The sequence below is a fragment of the Bradyrhizobium sp. CCBAU 45384 genome, from assembly GCF_028128665.1.
GTDB classification, from domain to species: Bacteria; Pseudomonadota; Alphaproteobacteria; order Rhizobiales; family Xanthobacteraceae; genus Bradyrhizobium; species Bradyrhizobium manausense.
Window position 1 is genome coordinate 196,801 of the sequence record NZ_LBIZ01000108.1, and the last position, 25,993, is coordinate 222,793.

The 25,993-nt window shown below is 64.7% G+C and carries 25 protein-coding genes; 18 read left to right on the forward strand and 7 right to left on the reverse strand.

From position 1 onward, the window contains the following. Positions 1 to 129 precede the first annotated feature (129 nt). From XH80_RS19435 to XH80_RS19445, 3 genes are all read left to right on the forward strand, one after another. A complete protein-coding gene (locus tag XH80_RS19435) occupies positions 130 to 741 on the forward strand; it encodes an NAD(P)-dependent oxidoreductase (RefSeq protein ID WP_271599938.1) in 612 nt (203 codons plus the stop codon). 216 nt (positions 742 to 957) lie between these two features. After that, positions 958 to 1,323, forward strand: coding sequence for an RNA polymerase-binding protein DksA (gene dksA, locus XH80_RS19440; RefSeq protein WP_008554760.1), 366 nt, complete (start codon positions 958 to 960; stop codon positions 1,321 to 1,323). 536 nt (positions 1,324 to 1,859) lie between these two features. Next, complete coding sequence (locus tag XH80_RS19445) at positions 1,860 to 2,639, forward strand: 2-keto-4-pentenoate hydratase (protein ID WP_271599939.1); 780 nt, start codon at positions 1,860 to 1,862, stop codon at positions 2,637 to 2,639. Between the two features lie 294 nt (positions 2,640 to 2,933). Here the strand turns inward: XH80_RS19445 and flgH are convergent, their stop codons facing one another. From flgH to flgF, 4 genes are read right to left on the reverse strand one after another with little or no spacing between them, the layout of a single operon-like run. Then, the gene (gene flgH, locus XH80_RS19450) at positions 2,934 to 3,695 is read right to left on the reverse strand and encodes a flagellar basal body L-ring protein FlgH (protein WP_271599940.1); all 762 of its coding nucleotides are present in this window, start codon (positions 3,693 to 3,695) and stop codon (positions 2,934 to 2,936) included. 9 nt (positions 3,696 to 3,704) lie between these two features. Continuing rightward, positions 3,705 to 4,838, reverse strand: a complete 1,134-nt coding sequence (gene flgA, locus XH80_RS19455) for a flagellar basal body P-ring formation chaperone FlgA (RefSeq protein ID WP_271599941.1) — start codon at positions 4,836 to 4,838, stop codon at positions 3,705 to 3,707. A 10-nt stretch (positions 4,839 to 4,848) separates the two neighbouring features. Then, positions 4,849 to 5,637: a flagellar basal-body rod protein FlgG gene (gene flgG, locus XH80_RS19460; protein WP_057747386.1), complete on the reverse strand. Its 789-nt coding sequence runs from the start codon at positions 5,635 to 5,637 to the stop codon at positions 4,849 to 4,851. 16 nt (positions 5,638 to 5,653) lie between these two features. After that, on the reverse strand, positions 5,654 to 6,415 hold the full coding sequence (gene flgF / locus XH80_RS19465) for a flagellar basal-body rod protein FlgF (protein WP_220003011.1): 762 nt from the start codon (positions 6,413 to 6,415) through the stop codon (positions 5,654 to 5,656). A 386-nt stretch (positions 6,416 to 6,801) separates the two neighbouring features. On the opposite strand from flgF, the gene fliL reads away from it, so the two are divergent. The 6 genes from fliL (at position 6,802) to XH80_RS19495 (ending at position 13,904) form a co-directional block, all read left to right on the forward strand. Continuing rightward, the gene (gene fliL, locus XH80_RS19470; RefSeq protein WP_057747384.1) at positions 6,802 to 7,302 is read left to right on the forward strand and encodes a flagellar basal body-associated protein FliL; all 501 of its coding nucleotides are present in this window, start codon (positions 6,802 to 6,804) and stop codon (positions 7,300 to 7,302) included. 30 nt (positions 7,303 to 7,332) lie between these two features. Then, positions 7,333 to 8,535: a flagellar motor switch protein FliM gene (gene fliM, locus XH80_RS19475; RefSeq protein ID WP_220003009.1), complete on the forward strand. Its 1,203-nt coding sequence runs from the start codon at positions 7,333 to 7,335 to the stop codon at positions 8,533 to 8,535. Then, a complete protein-coding gene (locus tag XH80_RS19480; RefSeq protein ID WP_057747382.1) occupies positions 8,532 to 8,978 on the forward strand; it encodes a DUF6468 domain-containing protein in 447 nt (148 codons plus the stop codon). Before fliM ends, XH80_RS19480 begins: the two co-directional genes overlap by 4 nt. Positions 8,979 to 8,987: 9 nt before the next feature. Next, positions 8,988 to 9,749 (forward strand): MotE family protein, encoded by a 762-nt coding sequence (locus XH80_RS19485; protein WP_271599942.1) that lies wholly within the window; start codon positions 8,988 to 8,990, stop codon positions 9,747 to 9,749. 103 nt (positions 9,750 to 9,852) lie between these two features. Further along, positions 9,853 to 13,587, forward strand: a complete 3,735-nt coding sequence (locus tag XH80_RS19490) for a tetratricopeptide repeat protein (protein WP_271599943.1) — start codon at positions 9,853 to 9,855, stop codon at positions 13,585 to 13,587. Between the two features lie 80 nt (positions 13,588 to 13,667). After that, on the forward strand, positions 13,668 to 13,904 hold the full coding sequence (locus tag XH80_RS19495) for a hypothetical protein (RefSeq protein ID WP_271599944.1): 237 nt from the start codon (positions 13,668 to 13,670) through the stop codon (positions 13,902 to 13,904). A gap of 147 nt (positions 13,905 to 14,051) precedes the next feature. Here the strand turns inward: XH80_RS19495 and fliP are convergent, their stop codons facing one another. Beyond that, the gene (gene fliP / locus XH80_RS19500) at positions 14,052 to 14,813 is read right to left on the reverse strand and encodes a flagellar type III secretion system pore protein FliP (RefSeq protein WP_271599945.1); all 762 of its coding nucleotides are present in this window, start codon (positions 14,811 to 14,813) and stop codon (positions 14,052 to 14,054) included. Further along, on the reverse strand, positions 14,810 to 15,799 hold the full coding sequence (locus tag XH80_RS19505; protein ID WP_271599946.1) for a flagellar biosynthetic protein FliO: 990 nt from the start codon (positions 15,797 to 15,799) through the stop codon (positions 14,810 to 14,812). Before XH80_RS19505 ends, fliP begins: the two co-directional genes overlap by 4 nt. A gap of 350 nt (positions 15,800 to 16,149) precedes the next feature. Here XH80_RS19505 and flgB point away from each other — a divergent pair, with 350 nt between their 5' ends. The 9 genes from flgB (at position 16,150) to atzF (ending at position 25,181) form a co-directional block, all read left to right on the forward strand. Further along, positions 16,150 to 16,554, forward strand: a complete 405-nt coding sequence (gene flgB / locus XH80_RS19510) for a flagellar basal body rod protein FlgB (RefSeq protein ID WP_057747377.1) — start codon at positions 16,150 to 16,152, stop codon at positions 16,552 to 16,554. An 18-nt stretch (positions 16,555 to 16,572) separates the two neighbouring features. After that, positions 16,573 to 16,998: a flagellar basal body rod protein FlgC gene (gene flgC, locus XH80_RS19515; RefSeq protein ID WP_057747376.1), complete on the forward strand. Its 426-nt coding sequence runs from the start codon at positions 16,573 to 16,575 to the stop codon at positions 16,996 to 16,998. A gap of 16 nt (positions 16,999 to 17,014) precedes the next feature. Further along, entirely contained in the window at positions 17,015 to 17,323 is a 309-nt protein-coding gene (gene fliE / locus XH80_RS19520) for a flagellar hook-basal body complex protein FliE (protein WP_057747375.1), read from the forward strand. A gap of 126 nt (positions 17,324 to 17,449) precedes the next feature. Then, positions 17,450 to 17,713 (forward strand): flagellar biosynthesis protein FliQ, encoded by a 264-nt coding sequence (gene fliQ, locus XH80_RS19525; protein WP_027534765.1) that lies wholly within the window; start codon positions 17,450 to 17,452, stop codon positions 17,711 to 17,713. Between the two features lie 17 nt (positions 17,714 to 17,730). After that, positions 17,731 to 18,501, forward strand: a complete 771-nt coding sequence (gene fliR, locus XH80_RS19530; RefSeq protein ID WP_271599947.1) for a flagellar biosynthetic protein FliR — start codon at positions 17,731 to 17,733, stop codon at positions 18,499 to 18,501. A 10-nt stretch (positions 18,502 to 18,511) separates the two neighbouring features. Continuing rightward, the gene (gene flhB / locus XH80_RS19535) at positions 18,512 to 19,591 is read left to right on the forward strand and encodes a flagellar biosynthesis protein FlhB (protein WP_271599948.1); all 1,080 of its coding nucleotides are present in this window, start codon (positions 18,512 to 18,514) and stop codon (positions 19,589 to 19,591) included. Positions 19,592 to 19,745: 154 nt separating this feature from the next. Continuing rightward, complete coding sequence (cckA, locus tag XH80_RS19540) at positions 19,746 to 22,331, forward strand: cell cycle histidine kinase CckA (RefSeq protein WP_271599949.1); 2,586 nt, start codon at positions 19,746 to 19,748, stop codon at positions 22,329 to 22,331. 288 nt (positions 22,332 to 22,619) lie between these two features. Further along, on the forward strand, positions 22,620 to 23,624 hold the full coding sequence (locus XH80_RS19545) for a Tim44 domain-containing protein (protein WP_271599950.1): 1,005 nt from the start codon (positions 22,620 to 22,622) through the stop codon (positions 23,622 to 23,624). Between the two features lie 171 nt (positions 23,625 to 23,795). Beyond that, positions 23,796 to 25,181, forward strand: a complete 1,386-nt coding sequence (gene atzF / locus XH80_RS19550) for an allophanate hydrolase (RefSeq protein ID WP_271599951.1) — start codon at positions 23,796 to 23,798, stop codon at positions 25,179 to 25,181. Positions 25,182 to 25,191: 10 nt separating this feature from the next. Here the strand turns inward: atzF and XH80_RS19555 are convergent, their stop codons facing one another. Further along, on the reverse strand, positions 25,192 to 25,917 hold the full coding sequence (locus XH80_RS19555; RefSeq protein ID WP_271599952.1) for a Crp/Fnr family transcriptional regulator: 726 nt from the start codon (positions 25,915 to 25,917) through the stop codon (positions 25,192 to 25,194). Positions 25,918 to 25,993: the final 76 nt, after the last annotated feature.

Genomic DNA, 25,993 nt, shown 5'->3' on the forward strand with positions numbered 1-25,993 from the left:
GCGCTTGGCTCGCATCTATTGTTCCGGTTACTCCTGCGTAATCAGGTAAGCACAAAGTGCGCTCTTAACACTAGCATTCTTTGCGATATCTAGTCACTGATAGTTACTTCTGGAGCAAAGGAGCCTTCCATGAAAATCGCAGTTGCCGGCGCCTCGGGCCGGGCCGGGTCGGAGATCACCAAGGAACTGTCCCGCCGGGGGCACACGGTCACCGCCATTGCCCGGAATCCGGAGAAGATTGCAGGCCTGCCGAACGTCACCCCGACCAAGGGAGACGTTCTCGACCAGGCCGGTCTGACGAAACTCTGGAGCGGCCACGACGTTGCGGTGAGTTCCGTGCACTTCCTGGCGAGCGACCCGCACAAGCTGATTGGCGCGGCCAAGGCTTCCGGCGTCGGACGCTATCTGGTTGTCGGCGGCGCCGGCAGCCTTGAGGTCGCTCCCGGCGTCAAACTGGTCACAACTCCCGGTTTTCCGGCTCAATACAAGGCCGAGGCAGAGGCGGGGTCTGCGTTCCTCGACCTGTTGCGGCAGGAAAAGGAGCTGAACTGGACCTTCATCTCGCCCTCGGCACTGTTCGTCGAGGAGGCGCGGACGGGCAAGTTCCGGCTCGGCACCGACCAGCTTCTCGCAGATGCGAACGGCAAGAGCTGGATCAGCTTCGCCGACTACGCGATCGCGCTCGCCGACGAGATCGAGAAGCCGGCCTATCAGAGGCAGCGTTTTACGGTCGGGTACTAGGCTTTTGGCCGCCCCCGGGCTTCTGCCGGATAAACCTTCCTGTGCAAGGGCTTGGGGGCGGTAACCGCGCCATTAAGGAAATATTGTCTGTCACAGGTGGTAGCTATATAAGCCCCGGCTCAACGGACCCCGTTCCGTTCTTGAGTCGTTGCTTAAGAAGATAGGCCGCCCTTGGAAAAGTTGAAAAACTACCGACCGACCGAAAAAGAGCCTTTCATGAACGACCGGCAGAAGGAGTACTTCCGTTTGAAGCTCCTCGCCTGGAAGGATGAGATCCTCAAAGAGTCCAAGCTCACCCTGCAAGCCCTGCAGGAGGAGAACGTGAACCACCCCGATCTTGCCGATCGGGCATCGTCCGAAACCGACCGCGCCATCGAACTCCGCGCCCGCGACCGCCAGCGCAAGTTGATCGCCAAGATCGACGCCGCGCTCCAGCGCATCGAGGACAACACCTACGGCTATTGCGAGGATACCGGCGAGCCGATCTCGTTGAAGCGGCTCGAAGCCCGGCCCATCGCGACGCTCTCGGTGGAAGCGCAGGAGCGCCACGAGAAACGCGAGAAGGTCTATCGCGACGAATAGAGTCCGAGCCGCAGCGATGCGGCTCTTTGTTTTTGGGACGCAAGGCGCCGTTTGGCGCCATGATCAGCGTTTTGCCTGTCGCTTGCCGCCAAGCGCCTCGAGGTGTGCGCGATCGCGAAAAGTGAATCGCGATCAATGACCTGAAGTCCACTCTTGCGAGCTCACGTGAGTTCACATGAGAAACAGCCTTCACTTCAGGTGCGGGAGGTTTTGCGAGTCGCATCAACGGGATCGGCCCGGATGCTGTGAAGCTGAGCCAGCAGCATCAAGTTTCGCTGCAATCAGGCTTTCCTGCGACGCGGCAAGGCGCGCATCCCCATAAAGCCCGGACCAGCTCAAAATTTCCTTAAACGCCGGCAGCAGCGGCGGGGCCGGTTTCGTCGGCATCCGACGCGGCGATCCTCGCCACCGCCGAAAGCCTGATCCGGCTCGGCCTCGTCAAGGCTTGAGGCCGCACGTCGGCCGCGCTTGTCAGGCCCGGGCGGGGATGCTCCACTGCCGCCCTTGATTTGCGTAGCGTGGGAGAGGCGGCGCCGATGGACAAGATACTCGAAGCCGCAAAGGCGATCGCGCTGGCGCGCCGGAACCATGCGCCACTCGCGGCGCTGGAACATCCGCCTGGTGACGAGGCCGAGGGCTATCAGGTCCAGCGCACGCTGCATGATCTCTTGCTGCCGCATGCAGGTCCGCTGGTCGGCTACAAGATCGGCTGTACCAGCCAGGTGATGCAGGACTACATCGGCATCCCGCACCCCTGCGGCGGCGGTGTGTTCCAGAAGGGCGTGCACGACAGCGGCGTCAAGCTCGCGGCTTCAGACTATGTCCGCGTCGGTGTCGAATGCGAGATCGCCGTGCGGCTGAAGCGGAACCTTGCCGCCGGCGAGGCGCCATTCACCGCGGAATGGGTCGGGGAGGCCGTCGAGGCCTACCATCCCGCCATCGAGATCGTCGACGACCGCTATGTGAAGTGGGAGACGATGGGCGCTCCGACGCTGATTGCCGACGATTTCTTCGCCGCCGGCTGCGTGCTGGGCCCCGCCGTCCCGCGCTCGTCGGTACCGGACCTGAAAGCGGTCAAGGGTCGCGCCATCGTCAACGGCGAGGAAGTCAGCCACGGCACCGGCGCCGACGTGCTCGGCCATCCCCACAACGCGCTCGCCTGGCTTGCCAACCATCTCGCCGCGGAAGGCAAGGGGCTGCATGCGGGACAACTCGTGCTGACGGGGAGCCTGGTCAAGACGCTGTGGCTGAAAGCCGGCGACAAGGTGCGGATGGAGCTGGATGGGCTCGGCGTGGTGGAGGCGGAGTTTACTTAGGAAGGGGCGGCCGGTCCCCGCCGTCATTCCCCGCGAAAGCGGGGAATCCAGTACGCCGCGCTGTCCCGATCCAGAAACGAAGGCCTCGGAGTACTGGATCGTCCGCCTTCGCGGACGATGACAGCAGAGTGCTTGGCTTGCGCTACTGCTCATCACAATCGCTGACGACAGACAGGGCAAAGCGCCTTCGCCAAAAATACATGCGGCCCTCGCCAGGGGAGCTAGCGAGGGCCGCGTCGTACATCGTCGTTCGCGCCTAGGTTCGCGAGCACGATGTGGGAGCTCGGGAGAGGCTTAGAAGGGCAGCAGCACGTCCATGACTTGCTGGCCGTAGCGCGGCTGCTGCACATCCATGATCTGGCCGCGGCCGCCATAGGCGATGCGGGCCTGTGCGATCTTGGTGGAATCGATGGTGTTATCGCTCTGGATGTCTTCGGGGCGGACGATGCCGGCGACGATGAGTTCGCGGATCTCGTAGTTGACGCGGATCTCCTGCTTGCCCTCGACCACCAGGTTGCCATTCGGCAGCACCTGCGTCACGACGGCGGCGACGTTGGTCTGCAAGGCTTCCTTGCGGTCGACGCTTCCCTTGCCCTCGCTGGACGCGGTGGAGTCGGCGGTGAGAATGCGGCCGGGCAGGATCTTGTTGGCCTGCGTGATCGTCTTCGCGCCGATGAAATCGGTGATGCCCGAATCTTCCTTGTTGCTGCGGCTGCGCTGGGTGTCGTTCTCGATATTGGCCTTGTCGGTGATGTTCACGGTCACGGTCAGGAGATCGCCGACCTGATGGGCGCGCTGGTCCTTGAAGAAGGCGCGGCTGCCGTTGCGCCACAGCGAGTTCGGATTGTAGGAGGCGACTTCCGGCTTGGGCATCGGCATCTGCACCGGCTTGTAGCCGGGCTGCGTCGTCGGATTGTCGATCGCCGACAGCTTCGGTTGCTCGCCGATCTGGGACAGGCGGTCGATCGAGGAGCAGCCGCCCAGCGCGCTCGCTGTCAGCAACAGTGCGGAGATCGCGATGTGACGAAGACGGGAAGCCGAACTGAAAGCGGACATGACGAACTCTTACTTTGCTTGTGCTTGCGAGGCGCGAGCTTGCGGGATCTGGGCATCTGCGATCCGGGCCGGCGAATTCGGCGCTTGGACCAGGTTGCGGAGGAGGGCTGCGGTGTCGACAGGGGCGGGCGCTTCGTCCCGCTTGAGCGAGGAGGTGTGTTCGACCGCCGGTTCCATCGACGCGGACTGGCTGGCGCCCTGTACGGTGACCTGGCCGCGGCCGGTGACGACACCGGTCAGCGTGCGCTTGGTCTGCAGATTGAGGACACTCACGGTGTCGCCCTCGGCGCCGCCCTCGATCGCCTTGCCGCGGGTGGTGAGGTAGATCCCCGGGACCTGGTAGATCACGGTGACGCTCTGGTCGCGCGACACGAATTCGGGCTTGGCGATGTCGGCGATGCGGATCGGCGTGCCGGCGCGCATCGGCCGGCGCAGCTGCATGCCGATGGCGCGGTCGCGCTGCGCGGGCTCACCCGTCACTTCGGCCTTGGGCCGTCGCTCCAGCGCGACATCGGAGGATTTCAGCATCTCGGTGCGATCGACGTCGCGGGTCAGGACAGCGACGTCGATGGTCTCGATCGCGGTGCCGGTCAGGCGCAGCTTGGTCGGCGCCGGGTTGCTGTCGTTGTTGATCTCGAACGAGATGTCGAAGCGGCCGCCGCGAGCATCGTAGCGAGTCGCAACCGGCTGCAGCGTGCCAGTGTTGGAGGCTTCCAGCCTGATGTCGGAGATGCCACGGTCGAAGGTGACGGTGATGTTGGCGGCATCGCCCAGGCCGAAGCGGCGCTCGAGCGCGGAAGTGACCGCGTTTTCGAGGTCCTTGTTGGCGAGCGTGCGGGCAAGCCGGGTGACCTGGACTTCCTTGATGTCGCCGATCATCACGCCGATCACCTGCTTGGCGCGGAGCACGTTCAGGACCTGGGCGACCGGCAGCGCGCCGGTGGTGCCGAGATCGGGCGAGCGATAGACCGGAACCTGCGCGGCCGAACCGGCATTGTCGATGAGGTCGCCGACCCGCACCACGTCCGAGCTGACCGTGACGCTGGCGCGCAGCTTCGGCGCGGTGATGCCGTCGTCGGCGGCCTGCGCCGGCAGGGCCAGCACGAGCATGGCGGAGATTGTGACAAGTGCGGTGCGGATCATCATCATCACCTCAGCGGAACAGCGCCGTGGTCGATTGCATCATCTGGTCGGCGGCGCTGATCACCTTGGCATTCATCTCATAGGCGCGCTGCGCGGCGATCAGGTCGCTCATCTCCGAGACGACGTCGACATTAGCCTGCTCGAGGCTGCCCTGGGTGATCTTGCCGTAGCCTTCCGAATTCGCGATGCCGTCCTGCGGCGTGCCTGACGACGTCGTCTCAATGAACTGGTTGCTGCCGACCGGCTGCAAGCCCGCCTTGTTGATGAAACGGGTCACGCCGATCTGGCCGAGAACGGTGTTGGTCGACGAGCCCGGCAGCGTCACGGTCACCTGGCCCTGCTCGTTGACGGTGATGCCCGAGGCGTTGTTCGGAATCGTGATGGTCGGCTGCACCGGGTTGCCGCCGGCGGTGACGACGCGGCCCTGATTGTCCATCTGGAACGTGCCGTCGCGGGTGTACTGGAAGGTGCCGTCCGGCATCAGGATCTTGAAGAAGCCTTCGCCGGAGATGGCGAGATCGAGGTCGTTGCCGGTCTGCGACAGCGTACCTTGCGTCATGCTGCGCGGCGTGCCGACGGTCTTGACGCCGCCACCGATGTCGACGCCGACGGGCAGGATGGTGCCCTGGTCCGAGGCCTGGGCGCCGACGCGGCGGACGTGCTCGTAGATCAGATCCTCGAACGCCGCGGTCTGTTTCTTGAAGCCGGTGGTGCGCAGGTTGGCGATGTTGTTGGAGATCACCTGAACGTTCAGTTCCTGTGCCGCCATTCCGGTCGCTGCGGTGTGAAGCGCCTGCATGTCAGTTCTCTCCTAATCAGGCCGGAACGTCGGCGAGCTTTTCGATCGCCGATTTGTGGAGGTCGCTCTGCTGCTGGAGCAGGTTGGCGATGGCGGTGTAGCTGCGCATCACCTCGACCATGCGGCTCATCTCGCCGACCGAATTCACGTTCGACTTCTCGATGTAGCCCTGCTGCAGGGTGGACTTGGCGTCGGGCTGCTGGGTCGCGGAGCCTGTGTCATAGAGATTGGCGCCGAGCTTGGTCAGCTTGGCCGGATCGTCGAACGTCACCATGCGGATCTTGCCGCGGATCGTGTCGGTCTTGGCCGTGCCTTCCAGCACCGTCACGGTGCCGTCGGGGGCGACGTTGATGTCGTGGTCGGTCGGCTGGAACACGATCGGGCCGGCGGTGCCGAGCACGAGGTTGCCGTCCGAGGTCATCAGCTGGCCGGTGCTGCTGAGCGCGAACTTGCCGTCGCGGGTGTAGCGCTCCGCGCCGTTGGCCTGCACGGCGAAGAAGGCGTTGCCGCTGATCGCCATGTCGAGCGGGTTGTTGGTCGCCTCCATCGGCCCCTGGCCGACGTCGCGATAGGTGCCGCGGTCCTGCACATAGGAGACCCGGCGGTCGGAGCCGATGAAATTGTCCTCATGCGCGTTCGAGCGGAGATACTCCTCGAACAGCGAATGGTCGGCCTTGAAGCCGTTGGTGTTGACGTTGGCGACGTTGTTGGCGATGACATCCATCTGCCGCTCCAACGTCATCTGCCGTGACAATCCGATCAGAAGCGCATTCTGCATCGGTCAATCTCCCCTTGCGTGAGACCTGCCATCTCGCTCTCCCAAGCGCGCCGGCCGATCCCGTGAACGAGGCCGTCGGGTTCTCCCAAACCATCCGGTCTCGCCCCTCTCTGAGCGAAAGCCGTGCCAAGTCGGAAAGATGTGTGATTACAGTCGCTTGCTTATTTTTCGGCCGAGAAGGCAGGGGGCAGAAAGGTTCTGTTAGCCATGTTTGCCCGGCAGATTTTTCCTAGCAGAGGGCCGATTGAAAGGTTCCGTTAACCATTATTACCGTAGCGTTTGCGTGTGAGAGGAGCGCTTTGCGCTGGGGCATTTGTATCGCGTCACTGTCTGCCAGGAGGCTTCGCCCTTTCGACCCTTTATGAGATGAGCGGGCCCGGACGATCATGGCAGAGAATGAAGCGGAAGGCGGCGCAGCCGCCGAAGGCGCGGAAGCCGCTGCCCCCAAGAGCAAGTTCAAGCTGATCCTGATCATCGTCGGCGTGCTGGTCGTGCTCGGCGGCGGTGCCGCCACCTGGTTCCTGTTCTTCCGTCATGGCGACGACGAGCACCATGCCGAGGTCGCGCCGCCGCCCAAGCCGCCGGCCTTCGTCGAAGTGCCGGACATGATGGTCAACCTCGCCGGCGCGCCCGGCGAGCGCGTGCAATATCTCAAGCTCAAGATCGTGCTCGAGCTAAAGGAAGAAAAGCAGATCGAGGCGATCAAGCCGTCGATGCCGCGGGTCACCGACATCTTCCAGACCTATGTGCGCGAGCTCCGCTCCTCCGACCTCAATGGCTCCGCCGGCATCTTCCGCCTCAAGGAAGAGCTGACCAAGCGCGTCAACGCCGCGGTCGCGCCGATCCAGGTCAGCGCGGTGCTGTTCAAGGAAGTCGTGCTCCAGTGAGGATGCAGCGGAAGGGTACGGGCTAGCGTCATGGCCGGCAACGAGCAGATGGACCAGGATGCGATTGCCGCCCAATGGGAGGCGTCGCTCGATTCCGAGGATCCCGCGGAGGCCGCGAAGGCCGCTGCCGAAAACGAACTTTCGGAGACCATGGCCCTGCAATGGGCGGCCATGGTCGAGGACGGCAGCCGCGATCTCGGCAACGGCAAGAATTCCGGCGAGCGGGTGCTGTCGCAGGAGGAGATCGACAATCTCCTCGGCTTCACCGTCGGCGACGTCACGCTCGACGATCACAGCGGCATTCGCGCGATCATCGATTCGGCGATGGTCTCCTACGAGCGTCTGCCGATGCTCGAAATCGTCTTCGACCGCCTGGTGCGGCTGTTGACGACCTCCTTGCGCAATTTCACCTCCGACAACGTCGAAGTCTCGCTCGACCGCATCACCTCGGTGCGCTTCGGCGATTACATGAACTCGATCCCGCTGCCTGCCGTGCTCTCGGTGTTCAAGGCCGAGGAGTGGGAAAACTTCGGCATGGCGACGGTGGATTCCAGCCTGATCTACTCGATGATCGACGTGCTGCTCGGCGGCCGCCGCGGCTCGAGCCAGCTGCGCATCGAGGGCCGGCCCTACACCACGATCGAGACCGAGCTGGTCAAGCGCCTGGTCGAGGTGGTGCTGACCGATGCCGAGCAGGCGTTCCGGCCGCTGTCGCCGGTGACCTTCACGATCGACCGGCTCGAGACCAATCCGCGCTTCGCCGCGATCAGCCGTCCCGCCAACGCCGCGATCCTGGTGCGCCTGCGCATCGACATGGAAGACCGCGGCGGCAACATCGAGCTCTTGCTTCCCTACGCGACCATCGAACCGATCCGGCCCGTTCTGCTCCAGATGTTCATGGGCGAAAAGTTCGGCCGTGATCCGATCTGGGAAGGCCATTTCGCCACCGAGATCGCCCAGGCCGAGATTTCCGTTGATGCCGTGCTCTACGAGGCCGACATTCCACTCAAGCAGCTGATGCGGCTCAAGGTCGGCGACACGCTGCCGCTGGACATGCGCGCGGATGCCAACGTCACCGTGCGCTGCGGCGACGTCACCATCACCGAAGGACGCATGGGCCGGGTCGGAGAGCGCGTTGCGATCCGCGTGACGAAACCCCTGCGCAAGCCAAGTACGACACTTGCGATGTTCGAGAAGGTGGACGAACAGAATAAGCTGATGGAGGCCCCATGAACCACTCCCTAGGAATGGCGATCGAGACGCTGGTGGCCATCTTGCTGATGCTCACGATCGGCTACTGCATCCTGCTCAACAAGCGGCTGACGCGGCTGAAGGCGGACGAGCATTCGCTGAAGGCCGTGATCGCAGAGCTGATCACCGCGACCGAGATCGCCGAACGCGCGATCGGCGGGCTCAAGCTCGCCGTGCGCGACGTCAACGAGAATCTCGGCAGCCAGCTCGCGGCCGCGACGCAAATGTCCGATCAGCTCTACAAGCAGCTCGGCGAAGCCGACCATGTGGTGCGCCGCCTCTCCAAGATCGCCATCGCGGCGCGCCCCGTGACCAATCCGGAAGCTGCCGCTGCCCCCGTCGCCAAGCCGTCGCCCGCGAAAGCGGTGGCCGCCGCCGCCGAAGCCTTCTCGGAGCGCCGAAGGTCCAACGGTATCGCCGCATAAAGTCAGGGTATGAAGTCCTTTCGTAACATCCGCGTCATTCCGGTCGTGCTGGTTGCCGTCGCAGGTCTCGCCACGCTGAAAGTGGCAGGGCTCGTGATCAATGGCGGCTACGTGTTCGACTACCAGCCGAACACGTTGAAGAAGTCCTGGGCGCAGCAGAATTTGAACTTCCCGACCGGGCGAGAGGACCCTGACATCACCGGCTCGACGCATGGCGAGCCGAAGGAAGCGCCGAAGCCGGCCGCACCCGAGAGCAAGCCCGAGGGCACTTCGGTCAAGATGGACGAAGCCCAGCCGCAGGTCTCGGCCTCGGAGCGGGCGATCCTGGAACGGCTGCAATCGCGCCGCCAGGAGATCGAGGCCCGCCAGCGCGAGATCGACATCCGCGAGAGCCTGTTGAAGTCGGCCGAAAAGCGCATCGAAGGCAAGGTCGTGGAAATGAAGGCCGTGGAGTCCCGCATCAGCGCGACCCAGGCCGAGCAGAAGGCCGCCGAGGCCCAGCGCCTCAAGGGCCTCGTGACCATGTATGAAGGCATGAAGCCCAAGGACGCCGCGCGGGTGTTCGACCGGCTCGAGATGAGCGTGCTGATCGAGATCGCCTCGGCGATCGCCCCCCGCAAGATGTCCGACATCCTGGGACTGATGTCGTCGGAAGCCGCCGAGCGGCTGACGGTCGAGATGGCGCGCCGTGCCAATGGCGGCGGGGATCAGGCTGCTTCCGCCGGGGATCTTCCCAAGATCGACGGCAAGCCGACGCAAAAGCCGAATTGAGGGCTCATACTTAAGAAGTCCTTAATTGGCAAAACCTACATTCGAGGGCATGGGCCGGCCTTAGCGCCGGCGTGGACCCGTCGAACCGGAAGAAATGCCGCCAATGGCGCGAGAGGCTGCCGCTGGATTTGTGTCGCGAGCCCGCGCCCTGGCGCTGGCGCTGTCGCGCCATGTCCGGAAAGCGGTCTTGCTGGGCGCCTGCGCGCTGGTCATTCCTAATTCTTTTGCCCGCGCCGCCGACCCGATCCGGGGCGAGGCGACTTTCTCGGCCGGTGGCGGCTTTGCCCGTCTCGTCATCAAGCTCGGCGAGGATGTTCCCTCCGAGGTGACGACGGCCGGCTCCATTCTCGTCATCCGCTTCGACCGCCCGGTCGACGTTCCCGTCGATCGCGTGCCGGAGGGCGCGCCCGACTATATCAACTCCGCGCGTCGCGACCCTGATGGCAGCGCCATCAGGCTGTCGCTGGCGCGGCGCGTCACCGTCAACACCATGAATGCGGGCGAGCGCACCTTCATCGACCTGCTGCCCGAGGGATGGAAGGGCCCGCCACCGAGCCTGCCGATGGATGTGGTGAAGGAGCTCGCCGAGCGCGCCCGTGTTGCCGAGCGCGCACTGCGCGCCCAGCGCGCCGCAGCCGAAAGCAAGAAGCGTCCGCCGATCCGCGTGCGCACCTCGGTCCAGCCGACCTTCGTGCGCTTCGTGTTCGAGATGCCCGACGGCGTCGGCGTCTCCTCCGTGCTCAATGAGCAGAGGCTCACGCTCGTCTTCAATGCCAATCTCAACTTCGATCTCGCCGATGCCGTCGTCGCCGCGCCGCCGAACGTCGCTTCGATCAAGCAGAAGGCTGACATCGATACGACCAGCGTCGAGATCGCCCTGATCGGCGATTCCGACGTGCACTCCTTCCGTGACGACAAGAACTATGTCGTCGACATCGCCTTCCAGCCCGACAAGGGCAAGACCGCGGCGACGCCGGAGGCCGCGATCGCAAAGGCTGAGGCCGGCAGTCACGGACCGGCGCCGGCGGCTGAAAAGCCTGCGGCCGCCAAGCCGAAGGAGGCTCATAGCGAGATCAAGCCGCCGACCTCGGAGGCGATCGCGCGCGAAGCCAAGATCGAGGTGAAGCCCGAAGCGCCCGCCGCGATGCCGGCAGCCGAAGCGCCGAAACCTGCTGCTGCCGTCAACTCGACTGAAGCTCCGCATGTCACGGATGCGCCCAAGCCCGCGCCGCCCGCAATGGAAGCCGCCGTACCTGCCAAGCCCATGGCTGCCGAAGCGCCTAAAGAGGTCGCGAAGGAGCCGGTCAAGGAACAGACTAAGGAGACGGTCAAGGAAGCAGCAAAGGACGCGCCCAAACCGGCTCCGGTCGAGGCGCAAGCCGGCGCGCCGCCCCCTGTTGCCAGCGTCGATGCGCGGCGCGACAGCGACGGCTTGCGCGTGACGTTCCCGCTTTCCGTTGCAACGCCGGCCGCAGCGTTCCGCCGCGGCGACACGGTGTGGCTGGTGTTCGACTCGCCAAAGCCCATCGATGTCGAAACGATCCGCGCCCGGGGTGGTTCGATGATCGGCGAGGTCAGCCGCATGCCACTCGAGAAGGGACAGGGGGTGCGAATCCGTCTCACCCGTCCGCTGGTCTATTCGCTGACCAGCGAGGAGGTCGGCAAGGAGACCAACTGGCTGCTGACGCTCGCCGACAAGATCCAGGCGCCGCCGTTGCCGCTGATGATGTCTCGCAACATCACCGATCCCGCACTCGCCAACATCGCCATCCCCTTTGCCAATCCAGGCCAGCTGCACAAGCTTACCGACCCTGACGCCGGTGACATGCTCTACGTCGTCACCGCGCAGCGGCCGGTCCGCGGCTTCATCAAGCGACAGGATCTCGTCGATCTCTCGCTGCTGGAATCCGCGCACGGCATCGCGATCCGGCCAAATTCCGACGATGTCGGCGTCGAGGTCGGACAGGACAAGGTCATTCTCGGCAAGAAGGGCGGCCTGACGCTGTCGCCGGTCGACGTCTCTGCGGAGCGCGCACCGACTGCGGTGCGGCCGGTCTTCAGTCCCGAGAGCTGGCGCAAGGGCCAGTCGGAAGATTTCTGGACGCGCCAGAGCGATCTGATCACGGCGATCTCGGCCGTCGAGCCGGCGCAACGCTCGCTGCCGCGGCTCGATCTCGCCCAGTTCTACATGTCGCGCGCGATGTATTACGAAGCCAAGTCCGTGACCGAGGTGATGCTTTCAGATCCGCTCAACAAGGAGGAGAGCAGCGCGCTGATCATCCACGCGATCGCGAGCATCCTGATCGGGCGTACGACCCAGGGCCTGAAGGATCTCGCCAACCCCGTGATCGGCAACAGCCACGATTCCCAGCTCTGGAAGGCGCTCGCTTATGCGCGCCAGGGCAAATGGGCGGACGCCCGAGAGAAATTCAAGAACGTCGAATTCGCCATCGCTTCGCTGCCGCTGGACATCCAGCGCATCGTGACGATGGATGCGATGCGCGCCTCGCTCGAGGTCAAGGACTATGCCGGCGCGTCCAAGCGCCGCGGCGAGATCGAAGTGGTCGGCGTGCCGCCGGAGGCGGCGCCTGGCTTTGCGGTGCTGCGCGGCCGGCTCGCCGAAGCGGTCGGGCACGACAAGGACGCACTCGACGACTATAAATTCGCGGTTGCCTCGGCCGATCGGCAGGCCGCCGCCGAAGCCAAGCAGCTCGAGGTCGCGTTGCGCCAAAAGCGCGACGAGATCGGCAAGGAAGAGGCGCTGAAGGAGCTAGAGACGCTGTCGATGACTTGGCGCGGCGACTCGATCGAGGTCAAGACGCTGCAGATGCTATCGCAGCTCTATTCCGAAAGCGGGCGCTACCGCGACGCGCTCACCGCGGCGCGCACCGCGACGAAGATGCAGCCGAACTCGGAAGCCTCGCGCCAGGCGCAGGATCTGGCCTCGGATCTGTTTACGCAGATCTTCCTGGGGCCCAAAGGCGATGAACTGCCGCCGGTCGAGGCGCTCGGGATGTTCTACGAGTTTCGCGAGCTGACGCCGATCGGCCGCCGCGGCGACGAGCTGATCCGCCGTCTTGCCGACCGTCTCGCTTCGATCGACCTGCTCGACCAGGCCGCCGAGCTCCTGCAATACCAGGTCGACCACCGCCTCGAAGGCGCAGCACGCGCGCAGGTCGCCGCGCGCCTGGCCATGATCTATCTCGCCAACCGCAAGCCGGACATGGCGATCACGGCGCTGCGCGCCAGCCGCATCAGCGACCTCTCCGGCGAGCTGCGGCAGCAGCGCCTGCTGCTCGAGGCGCGGGCGCAGAGCGACGTCGGCCGCCATGACCTCGCGCTCGACATCGTTTCCAACGTAGCGGGGCGTGAAGTGCTGCGGCTGCGGTCGGATATTTTCTGGGCGGCGCGGCGCTGGCGGGAGTCCGCCGAGCAGATCGAGCTCTATTACGGCGACCGCTTCCGCGACTTCAAGCCGCTCAACGCGGTCGAGAAGAGCGACATCATCCGCGCCGCCGTCGGCTATGCGCTTGCCGACGATTCGATCGGACTGTCGCGTTTCCGCGAGAAATACGCGCCCTTGATGAGCGAGAGCGCCGACCGGATCGCCTTCGACATAGCCAGCAAGCCGGCCGCCGCCTCCAGCGCCGAATTCGCCGAGATCGCAAAACTCGCCGCAAGCGTCGACACGCTCGACGGTTTCCTGCGCGAGATGAAGCAGCGCTTCCCCGACGCCACCGCCCGCGCCCCGGCCTCGCCGCAGGCCAAGGACGAGACCGAGCACACCGGCTCGCTGCCGACGATCCCCGTGGTGCGGCAGATCAAGATGACGCGGTAGAAATTCTGCTACTTCTGGCCTCTCGACAGGTGCCGGCCGAGGCGGCAACCTGCCCACCTTCGTGCCGGGAGAGCGACGATATGAGCAAGCCTGCCAAGACCGAAGCCGAACTCATCGCCATGGCGCGGGCCGAATTGAAGGTCCATGCCAACGGCCCTGACAGCCTCGTCATCTCTGTTGTCCGCGACGGCGACAGCTGGGAGTTCCGCGCCGACGCCGACCAGGCCACACGCGACAAGCCCGGCTTCCCGGAGAGTGTCGCCATGCTAGTGCAAATCGGCGATCACCTCAGCAAGCAGTATAATGTGAAGCGGTAGAGGCCGTTGAACGACCCACATTCTCGGTGTCATCGCCCGATTTGATCGGGCGAACCAGTACTCCGAGACAGTCGTGATGCGATGGAGAGGCCGCGGCGTACTGGATGCCCCGGTCGAGCCGGGGCATGACAGCGGAAGTTGCGGTAACTATCCCCCGTAACTCTGCACCAGGCTCCCCGCCACCAGCGACCAGCCGTCGACCAGCACGAAGAAGATCAGCTTGAACGGCAGCGAGATCGTCGCGGGCGGCAGCATCATCATGCCCATCGACATCAGCACCGAGGCGACGACGAGGTCGATGATCAGGAAGGGGAGGAACAGCAGGAAGCCGATCTCGAAGGCGCGCTTCAGCTCGGAGATCATGAAGGCCGGGACCAGGATGCGCAGCGCGAGGTCGTCGGGCGTCGCCGGTGGCGGCTCGCCGGAGAGATCGAGAAACAGCTTCAAATCCTTCTCGCGCACGTTCTTCTGCATGAAGCCGCGCAACGGAACGGAGGCGCGCTGGAACGCGTCCTCGACGCTGATCTGGTTGGCGACCAGCGGGCGGATGCCGTCGTCGTAGGATTTCTGCAGCACTGGTCCCATCACGAAGAAGGTGAGGAACATCGCCAGCGCCAGGATCACGGAGTTCGGCGGCGCGGTCGCCGTGCCCATCGCGGTGCGCAGCAGCGACAGCACGACCACGATGCGCGTGAACGACGTCATCATGATCAGGATCGACGGGGCGATCGACAGCACCGTGAGCAGCGCAATCAGCTGGATCGCACGCTCGGTGACGCCGCCACCGCCAGCCCCGCCGCCGCCGAGATTGATGCTGATGTCCTGCGCATGCGCGGGCATCGCGAGCGACGTCGCGGCGATCAGGACAGAAAAAAAGAATACTCTACGCGGGAAGGACGGCAGCCTCACGAAGACGGCTTCGGACGGCCGAGCAGCGAGGCCATCTCGTCTTCGAGATTTTCAAAGCTGGTCTTCTCCTGAGCCGGCCTTGCCGGCGGAGCCGGAGGTGCGGGCGGCTCGGCGCGGGCAGCGGGCGGCTCGGCGCGGGCAGCGCGCGGAGCAGGCGCATCCGGTGCGACCGGCGGGGCGATGGGCTCGCCGGCCGGACGGCGCAAGGCAGCCTCGAGGCGCTGGGCCATCTCGGCGAGATTCTGTTCGGCGCTCGACGGCGCGCCGGCAGCGGGGGCCGGCGGCGGAACGGGGGGGGCGGCCTGCGGTATGGGCGGAGGAGGTGGCGGCGCAGCTGCACGCTCGGCGCGCACCGGCGGCATTTTCGCCGGATCGCTCTGGCGCGGCGGGCGCGGCATCAGCGGCGGTTCGTTACGTGCAACGCGCGGCATCGGCTCGTGACGAGACTCACGCTCGGGACGCGGCATCGGTTCAGGCGGGAAGCCGCCGAGCTGCGGCTCACTGCGGCGCTCGGCCAGTGTAGGCGCCGGCCGGCGGACCTCGTCGGCGAACGACGGACGCGCGGGCCGGGGCGGCGGCTCGGGCATCTGCGGTTCGGGATGGTCGAGCACTTCGGGGCGCGGCGCCTCGTCGGCCCAGCTGCCGGCATCCGGCATCGGGGCGAGGCGCGGCGGCTCGGCGGCGCTGGGACGCTGCGGAATCTGGTCGCGGCCCGCGGCGGCGCGCACGATATTCGGTTCGACGACGATGTCGGTGGGGCCGCCGATCATCAGGAGATGCTCGACATTGTCACGGCGGACCAGCACCAGGCGCCGGCGCCCATCGACCGCGGCAGCGTCGATCACGGCGAGCCGGGGCATCCTGCCGCGCTGGGTGTTGGCACCGAGCCGGGTGGTCGCGAATCGGCGGACCAGCCACGCCGCGACGCCGATCAACGCCAGAACGACGATGAACGCGACGATGAAGGTGATAGGACTACCGTTCATACCTGTCCCCGGTAAATGGCGCTTCTGTCGTGCCTATGGTCGGATCCCGACCATCGGCCTGCGATGCCCCAAACCTGTGATTTCTTAACGTCCCGCGGCAAGTTTTGCCGTCCCCAACTCTTAATAACCCATGAATCGCCCGATCCAAAACGACTTCTTGGCCTGCGCATGCGTCGCCAAGCGGTTGGGTTAATGCGGCTTTTGGAACGGGTCGAATCAGGCGGCGGGATTACATGTCTCAATCGGAAACATGGATCCACCGTGCCTTAACCACCTGTTAACCATACACGCGGCAAATTCTGCCTAGCTTCGGATCTCAGGGTCCGCAAGAGGCGGAAGGAGCCGCAACGATGTCCATCAACGATCTTCCGGTGCTGTCGGCGCTTCGCACCAAGATGCAGTGGCACCAGGAACGCCAGCGCGTCCTGTCCGAGAACGTCTCCAATTCCGACACCCCCAATTTCCGGCCACGGGAGCTGGTCGAGCCGAAGTTCGACAAGAACGGAGCCACCACAGGCTCGATGGGGACCCTGGCCATGACTGTCACCAGCGCCTCCCACATGACGCCGTCGGGTGCGGCCTCGAGCTTCGACCAGAACAAGAACGCCGGTTTCGAGACCCGCCCCGCAGGCAACGCCGTCAATCTCGAAGAGGAGATGATGAAGTCCGCCAACAACCAGATGGACTACGCGGCGGTGACCTCGCTCTACTCGAAGAGCCTGCATCTTCTGAAGACCGCGATTGGCAAAGGCTAGAGCGAGAGGAACTAGATCATGGCCAACGACAGCAGTGACTTTGCCCGCTCCATGGCGATCGCGACCTCGGGCCTGCGGGCCCAGGCCGGGCGCATGCGGGTGATCTCCGAGAACATCGCGAATGCGGATTCGACCTCGGCCACCGCAGGCGGCGATCCCTATCGGCGCAAGGTGCCGACGTTCTCCTCCGCGCTCGACCGCACGCTCGACGCGCAGGTGGTCACGCTTGGCAGGATCAAGCCCGACCAGTCCGACTTTCGCGTCAAATACGAGCCGACAAATCCGGCGGCGGACGCCTCCGGCAACGTCAAATATCCCAATGTGAATTCGGTGGTCGAGATGACCGACATGCGCGATGCGCAGCGGTCCTACGAGGCCAATGTCAACATCATCAGTGCAACGCGCCGGATGATCCAGCGCACGCTCGACATCCTCAAGGCCTGAACAGGAAATTTAAGCCATGGCAACACCGACAATCGCGGCCAATGCCTACGCCAATCTTGCGCGCGTGCTGGAAAACACCGGCGCGGGCAAGGGCAGCGAGCCGAACGGGCAGTCCTTTGCCGCGCTGCTCAAAGACGCCGTCGGCAGCGTCATGGAATCCGGCCGCAAGTCCGACGCGCAGACCGTGGCGATGGCCAACGGCAAGGCGAACGTCATGGACGTGGTGACGGCGGTCGCAGACACCGATGTCGCGGTGTCCACGCTGGTCTCGGTCCGCGACCGCGTGATCGCGGCGTATGAAGACATCATGAAGATGCCGATCTGATCGTCATTCCGGGGCGCGACGAAGTCGCGAGCCCGGAATCTATGGTGCTCAGATGACGCGGCTGAATGGATTCCGGGTTCTCGCTTCGCGAGCCCCGGAATGACAAGACAGAGTGAGAAATTGCAAATGACCGGACCCGAGACCCTCGACGTCGCCCGCGATGCGATTTGGACCATCGTGATCGTGTCCTCGCCGCTGATGGTGGTCGGGCTGGTGGTCGGCGTGATCGTGTCGCTGTTCCAGGCGCTGACGCAGATCCAGGAGCAGACGCTGGTCTATGTGCCGAAGATCCTGGCCATTTTTGCCACAATGCTATTGGCGCTGCCGTTCATGGCCGACGCGCTGCATTCCCACATGCTGCGGATCTCGTCGCGAATCATCGGCGGCTGAGGCACAATGCGCCCACCATGCGCATCGACGTCTCGCTGCTGCCGGCACTTGCCGCGGCCTTCATGCTCGCTTTCGCCCGGGTCGGCGCGATGGTGATGCTGCTGCCGGGGCTCGGCGAGACCAACATCCCGACGCGGGTGAAGCTGTCGATCGCGCTGCTGCTCACGCTGATCATCCTGCCGCTGCATCGCAATGCCTATCAGATCGACATGGGCTCGCTCGCGCCGATGCTGGTCCTGATGCTGCATGAGATCGTGATCGGCATCGTGCTCGGCGCCACCGCGCGCGTGACGCTCGCGGCGCTCCAGGTCGCGGGCGCGGTGATCGCGCAGCAGATGGGACTTGGCTTCGTCACCTCGGTCGATCCGACCCAGGGGCAGCAGGGCGTTCTTGTCGGCAACTTCCTCACCATGCTGGGCGTGACCTTGCTGTTCGCCACCGACAGCCATCATCTGGTGATCGCGGCGCTGAACGACAGCTATTCGATCTTTGCCCCGGGCGAGACCGTCTCGAGCGGCGACGTCGCCTCGCTGGCGACGCGCGCCTTCTCCGCCGCGTTCCTGCTCGGCCTGCAGTTGTCGGGGCCGTTCCTGGTGTTCGGCCTCGTCTTCAACATCGGACTTGGGGTGCTGGCGCGCCTGATGCCGCAGATGCAGGTCTATTTCGTCGGCGTGCCGCTGTCGATCTTCGCGGGCTTCATGGTGCTGGCCGTGGTGCTCACCGCGATGATGGGCACCTATCTCGACTACTTCATCGGCGTCATGCACCAGATGCTGCCGCTCAAGTGACGGGTGATCGATGGCGGAAGACAACGATCCAGAGAGTCAAACAGAAGACCCGACGCAAAAGCGCCTCGACCAGGCGCTCGAACGCGGCGACGTCGCCAAAAGCCAGGAGATCAACACCTGGTTCATGATCGCGGGCGGCACGCTGGTGGTCTCGACCTTCTCGGGCTCGGTCGGCAGCGGCCTGCTGACGCCGTTGCGCAATCTGCTCGCCAATTCCTGGATGATCAAAACCGATTCCGGCAATCTGCTCGCGCTGATGCAGCAGATCGAGGTCGCGGTGCTGGCTGCGGTCGGCGTGCCGCTCTTGATGCTGGTGATCGCGGCCATTGCCGGCAATATGCTGCAGCACAGGCTGGTGTGGTCGACCGAATCCCTCATTCCCAAATTCAGCAAGCTCTCGCCGGCTGCCGGCTTCAAGCGCATCTTCGGCAAGCAGGCAGGGGTGAATTTTCTCAAGGGCATCGGCAAGCTGGTCGTGCTCGGTGTGGTCATGACCACGATCCTGTGGCCGGAGCGGCACCGCATGGAGGCGATGGTCAAGCTCGATCCGATGGCCATGTTGGGCGCCTCCACCAGCCTGACCGTCCATCTGCTCGGCGCGGTGGTCGCAGCGCTCGCGATCATCGCCATCGGGGATTATTTCTTCCAGTATCGCAGCTGGTTCCAGCGGCAGAAGATGTCGCTGCAGGAGATCAAGGAAGAGTTCAAGCAGTCCGAAGGCGACCCGCACATCAAGGGCAAGCTCCGGCAGTTGCGGCAGCAGCGCTCCAAGAAGCGCATGATGGCGGCGGTTCCCAAGGCGTCGGTGATCATCACCAACCCGACCCACTATTCGGTGGCGCTATCCTACGAACGCGGCATGTCGGCGCCGATCTGCGTCGCCAAGGGCGTCGACAATCTCGCTTTCAAGATCCGGGAGATCGCGCGCGAGCACGACATCCCGATCGTCGAGAACGTGCCACTGGCCCGCGCGCTCTATGCGACCGCAGAAATCGACAAGGAAATCCCCGTCGAGCACTACCATGCGGTCGCCGAAGTCATCGGCTATGTCATCCGGCTGAAGCGCGGTTTCAGTGCCGCGCGGCAATAAAACCCCGGAAAAGTACCGGAAATGGCCGTAAACTGGGAATCAGCGTACCTTTCGCCCCTGTCGCCCTTGCGTCTGCGGGTCCGATTCAGGCAGGGAGGACCCGACGTGCCCTGTGGCACGTTGATTCTCTGCCGACAGGCTGCCCTAGCGTGAAATGACCGCCGAGACCGACCACGATCTGTCACGCGAGCCCGTTGCGGCGCATGAGCCGTCGCCGCGCTCGGGCAGCATTGCGCTGGTGCTGCTGGTGGCCGCCGGCCTCGTCGCGGTCGCCGTCGGCCTGATGACGCTCGGGCGCGCGCAGGCGCAGCCCTACATCCTCGGCATCCTCGCCGTGCTGGCGATGATCGGCCTGTTCAACCTGTTCGCCTTCGCCGCCGGGATCATCCGCTTCGCCGACCGTAATCTCGACGATCCCATCATCGGCCGCATCTCCGACCATGCCTTCGACGGCCTCGCCGTGACCGATCCGCGCGGCCATGTGGTCTATTCCAACGCGGCCTATCTGACGTTGACCGGTGCCGCCGGCCCGCAGGACGTGCGCCCCGTGGAGCGCGTCTTCATCGGCAATCCTGACGTTTCCGAAGCCGTGTTCCGCCTGCTGAAAGCCGCGCGTGAAGGAAAACGGCAGCAGGAAGAGGTGCGCATTTCCGGCCAGGACGGCAGCCACGGGCGCTGGCTGCGCATGCGGGTGCGTCCGCTCGGCACCGGCAAGCGCGAGGCCAAATATGCGGTGTGGTCGATCGCCGACATCACCCGCGACCGCGAGCGCCAGGAGGACGTGTTCCAGGAGCTCCAGCACGCGATCGAATATCTCGATCACGCGCCGTGCGGCTTCTTCTCGGTCAATCCCGCCGGCGAGCTCGCTTATGTCAACGCGACGCTGGCCAACTGGCTCGATTATGATCTCGCCGAGATCGGCTCGGGCGGCCTGAAGCTCGCCGACATCGTCTCGGGCGACGGCGCTTCGCTGCTGTCTTCGATCGTGGCGGTGCCGGGCGAGGTGAAGACCGAAGTCTTCGACATCGATCTGCGCATGCGCACCGGCAAGACCATGCCGGTCCGGCTCTATCACAAGCTCGCCTTCGGCGCCGACGGCGCGCCGGGACCCTCGCGCACGCTCGTCATCAGCCGCGCCCGTGACGAGCGCAGCGATCCTGATCGTGCGGCCGAAGTGCGCTTCATGCGCTTTTTCGACCACACGCCGATGGCGATCGCCACCGTCGATCGCGGCGGCAACGTCGTGCGCGCGAATGCGCGCTACGCCAAGCTCGCGCAGGGCCTCGGGCTCGACAGCGCCTCCAAGTCGATCTTCCGTGCGGTCAATGCGCGCGATCGGCACCTTTTGATTGCAGCCATCAATCAGGCGGCCGAAAATCAGGCCGACATCGCGCCGGTCGAGGTGGCGTTGGAAGGACGCAAGGAGCGCTGGGGCCAGTTCTTCGTCACGCCGGTCGATGCCGCCGAGAACGATGCGGAAGCCGCGATCGTGCACATGCTCGAGACCACCGAGCGGCGTGCGCTGGAGAATCAGATCAACCAGTCGCAGAAAATGGAGACGGTCGGCCAACTCGCCGGCGGCATCGCTCACGACTTCAACAACGTGCTCTCCGCCATCATGATGGCGAACGACTTCCTGCTGAACGCGCACAAGCCGACCGATCCGTCGTTCCAGGACATCATGCAGATCAAGCAGAACGCGACGCGGGCTGCGACCCTGGTGCGGCAGCTGCTCGCCTTCTCGCGGCGGCAGACGCTGCGGCCGCAGGTGCTCGATCTCGGCGATGCGCTCTCCGATCTCACCATGCTGCTGCGCCGGCTGATCGGCGAGAAGGTCAAGCTCGACCTGATCCACGGCCGCGACCTCTGGCCGGTCAAGGTCGACGTCTCCCAGTTCGAGCAGGTCATCGTCAATCTCGCGGTGAACGCGCGCGATGCCATGCCCGACGGCGGCAAGCTGATCATCCGTACCGCCAACGTCGCGACGGAAGAGGCGGGCAAGCTCGCCTACAAGGGCATGCCGGCGGCGGACTATGTGCGGATTGAAGTTGCCGACACCGGCACCGGCATTCCCGCTGATATCCGCGACAAGATCTTCGAGCCGTTCTTCTCGACCAAGGAAGTCGGCAAGGGCACCGGCCTTGGCCTTTCGACTGTCTACGGCATCGTCAAACAGACCGGCGGCTTCATCTACGTTGATTCCCAGCCGGGACAAGGCACCTCGTTCCACATCTTCCTGCCGCGTCACCACGCCGAGCCGGAAGTCCAGGTCGAGCAGCCTGCGGCCGTGGCCGCCGCGACGAACGGCGCTGCCAAGGACGCTGCGCCCGCCGCTGTGGAGGCCAAGCCTCGCACCGATCTCACCGGGCAGGGCACCATTCTGCTGGTCGAGGACGAAGAGGGCCTGCGCGCGCTGAATGCTCGCGGCCTGCGCTCGCGCGGCTATACCGTGGTCGAGGCAGAGAACGGCGTCGAGGCGATGGAGGTGCTGGACGAGCAGAGCGGCGCGATCGATCTCGTCGTTTCTGACGTCGTCATGCCGGAAATGGATGGTCCGACGCTGCTCAGGGCGATGCGGGAGAAGAACCCTGATATCCGCTTCATCTTCGTCTCCGGCTACGCCGAGGATGCTTTCGAGAAGAGCCTGCCCGAGGGCCAGCAGTTCGACTTCCTGCCAAAGCCGTTCACGCTCAGCCAGCTCGTGGCGGCGGTGAAGGAGACGATGACGAAGCAGGGGTGAGTGAGGTAGGGACGGAGGCGCCTCAGACTCCGTCATTTGCGAGCGTAGCGAAGCAATCCAGAATCTTTCCGGCGGGGCAGTCTGGATTGCTTCGCTGCGCTCGCAATGACGGGGAGGGAGCGGAATTCCCCCTGCCGGTAACCCGCGACCACAGTTCCCGCACGTATCCGGCCAACCCCCCGTCAAATATGGACTTTTACCGTGTCCCCGCGACCGAGGGCCGCAGCCGCGGGTTCCGAAACCGGCTTCCTTTTTGGAGAAGTCTGCCCATGTTACTGGCACGTCCCCATGCCGGGGATTTGGGAAACGAACATGAATTTCTCGCAATGGTCCCGCAGTCTCGTGAAGACGATTGCCGTCGTCCTGGCGCTCGCGCTGCCGACGGCGCTGGCGATCTCGTCCGCTGACGCCCGCGTCGGCGGCGGCTTCTCGTCGGGTTCGCGCGGTTCGCGGACCTTCTCGGCCCCGCCGTCGACCACGACCGCGCCGGGCTCGACCTCGCAATTCAACCGCACCTATAGCCAGCCGGGCGCGGGTATGAGCACAACCGCGCCTTCGCGCGGCGGCTTTTTCAACCGCGGCGGCGGTTTCCTGGGTGGTCTTGCGGCCGGCTTCCTCGGCGCCGGCTTGCTCGGCATGCTGTTCGGTGGTGGCCTGTTCGGCGGTCTCGGCGGCCTGTCGTCGTTCCTGGGCCTGATCATCCAGATCGTGCTCGTCGTGTTCGTGGTGCGGCTGGCGATGTCCTGGTGGCAGCGCCGCAATTCGCCGCAGGCGGCCTATGCCGGTGCGGGACCGCAGACGAGCAATCGCAGCGGTCTCGGTGGCGGCCTTGGTGGCGGTCTTGGCTCTGGTCTGGGCGGCGGCTTCGGCTTCGGCGCCAACAACGCGCCGCTCGAGATCAAGCCTGCTGATTATGAGGCGTTCGAGCGCCTGCTCGGCGACATCCAGTCGGCGTGGTCGAACGAGGACGTCGCAAAGCTGCACACGCTCGCGACGCCGGAAATGGTCTCCTATTTCGAGCAGGACCTTGCCCAGAACCGCGCGCGCAACGTCGTCAACAAGGTGACCAACGTCAAGCTGTTGCAGGGCGATCTCGCGGAAGCCTGGCGTGAAGGCGAGACTGATTACGCGACCGTGGCGATGCGCTTTTCGCTCACCGACAAGACGGTCGACCGCAGCACCGGCGCGATCGTCGCCGGCAGCGAGCAGCCTGGCGAGGTCACCGAAGTCTGGACCTTCGCGCGCCGCCCGGGCAGCCCCTGGGAATTGTCGGCGATCCAGCAGACCAACTGATCGCACGCAGAGCAACAAACGAGGGCGTCGTGCCTCAAGCACGGCGCCCTTTTTCTTTGAGCCGCCGATGTCCTGATACGGCCGAGCATTTTGCGGGAAGCACTTAATTGCTTGTTGCCTGCGCCGAGCTCCCGCAACTTCGCGCCAGCCAGGTGCAGAAGGAGATATTCGGTGAGCCAGTCCGTCGCGCACTCCAGGACACATCACGACAACCCCGCCAGAAATTCGTCCTTGCCGTTGGAGGCGATTGAAGCTGCCTATGACCGGATCGAGGCCGAGCGCGACCGCAATTGCTGGATCTATGTCCGCCCGCGCGAGGAGGCGCTCGAAGCATGCCGCAAGCTCGTGGCGCGCGCGCGGACGGGCGAACATCTTCCGCTGCTCGGCATTCCCTTTGGCGTGAAGGACAATATCGACGTCGAGGGAATGCCGACCACCGCCGCCTGCCCGGCGTTCAGCTACACGCCGTGGCATTCCGCGCGCAGCGTCGAACGCCTCAGCGCGGCCGGCGCAATTTGCCTCGGAAAGACCAATCTCGATCAGTTCGCCACAGGCTTGTCCGGCGCGCGTTCGCCCTATGGCCCCTGCGCGTCGGTTGCCGACGCGCGCTATGTTGCGGGCGGCTCAAGTTCCGGGTCTGCGGTCGCCGTGGCGGCAGGGCACGTGGCGTTCGCGCTCGGCACCGACACCGGCGGGTCCGGCCGCATACCCGCCGGTTTCAACAACATCGTCGGAATCAAGCCGACCGTTGGGCTGGTGTCGTCACGCGGGCTGGTGCCGAATTGTCCGACGATCGATTGCGTTTCGGTGTTCTGCAATACCGTCAGCGATGGCGAGGCAATCCTCGACATTATCGAAGGGTTCGACTTCGAAGATCCCTACAGCCGCCGACCGAGGGCGTTTTCCTTCGCGGGAGGATCGTTGTCATCGTTCCGGTTCGGCCGCATTGCATCAGCCGATCTCGAATGCTTCGGCATGCCCGAATGCGGCGAGCTCTATCAGCGCGCCTGCGCGCGTTTCACCGAGATCGGCGGAACGGCTGTTGAGGTGGACTTCACCCCGTTCCGCCAGGCCGGGGAGTTGATGTTCAGCGGACCTTGGGTCGCCGAGCGGCACTCGGCAATCGCTGCGCTCCTGGACATCGAGTCCGGCTCCCTGCTCGATGTCACCAGGACCGTGCTGGCTTCAGCCGCCGGCTATTCGGCGATCGATACGTTCGGGGCGATTCACCGTTTGCACCGGCTGCGCCGCGACGCCGAGGCGATCTTTGCGGGGATCGACGCGCTGGTGGTCCCGACCGCACCGCGGCCCTTCACATTGGAAGAGATGCTGCGCGATCCGATCACGCTCAACAATCACCTCGGCTACTATTCGTACTTTGCCAATCTGCTTGATCTCTGCGGCGTAGCGGTTCCGAATGCGACATTGCCTGATGGCATGCCGATGGGCGTGACCCTGCTGGCGCCGGCCTGGCACGATCGCGCGCTGATCGGACTGGCGCGGCGATTCGAGGCTGGTGCAGACCGAGCGGCCTTCGAATTGAAGCCCAGCGCCTGAAAGGCGGAGATTATTCCATCTCCTGCCCGAGCATCGAAAGATCCAGGATCGAAATCACGGATCTGTCGTACCGGATCACGCCTTCCCCCTGGAGCCGCGCGAGTTGCACGGTCACCCATTGGCGGGTGGACCCGATGAGATTGGCGAGATCGCCGTGGGTAAACGGCATGCCGACGACGATCTCGTTGTCGCGCTTCACGCCGTAGACGTGCGACAGGAAAATCAGCAGGCTGTGCAGCCGCTCGGTCACCGAGCGCGTCCCAAGCATCTGGGCCATCGCCGAATAGCATCGCGCCTTGAACGCCAGGGCATCCAGCAAGGCGACGGCGATCGCCGCCGATTCCAGCGCAAGCCGCCGCAGCGCCGGTCCGGGCATGAACGTCAGCTGGCTGCGTTCGGCCGCAACCGACGTCCACATATGTGGGCCCGTTCCGAACATGTCGGGGCCGCCGACGAAGTTGCCGGGAAACCAGTAGGCGAGGGTGACCTCGCGTCCTGACGGCGCCGCATAATAGCTGCGGATGCGCCCCTCGCTGATCAGGTAGATCCCGACCTGTGCGTCGCCCTGAGACCAGACCAGCTGGCCGGCTTCCAGCGTCTTCTCGCGTCCGATCGCACGCAGGCGATTGCGATCGGCCCGGTTGAGGCCATCGAGCAGGCCAGGCAGCGGCCTGACGAGGTCATCCGACTCGGCCAGCATCACACCTGCCGCTATCGCGCTGTTCGCCCTGTGCATCGCCGGCTCCACCATGAGACCCGGCGTCGATGATTCAAGAACCATGCCAGCGCAATGCGATTCTCCTCTCGATTTG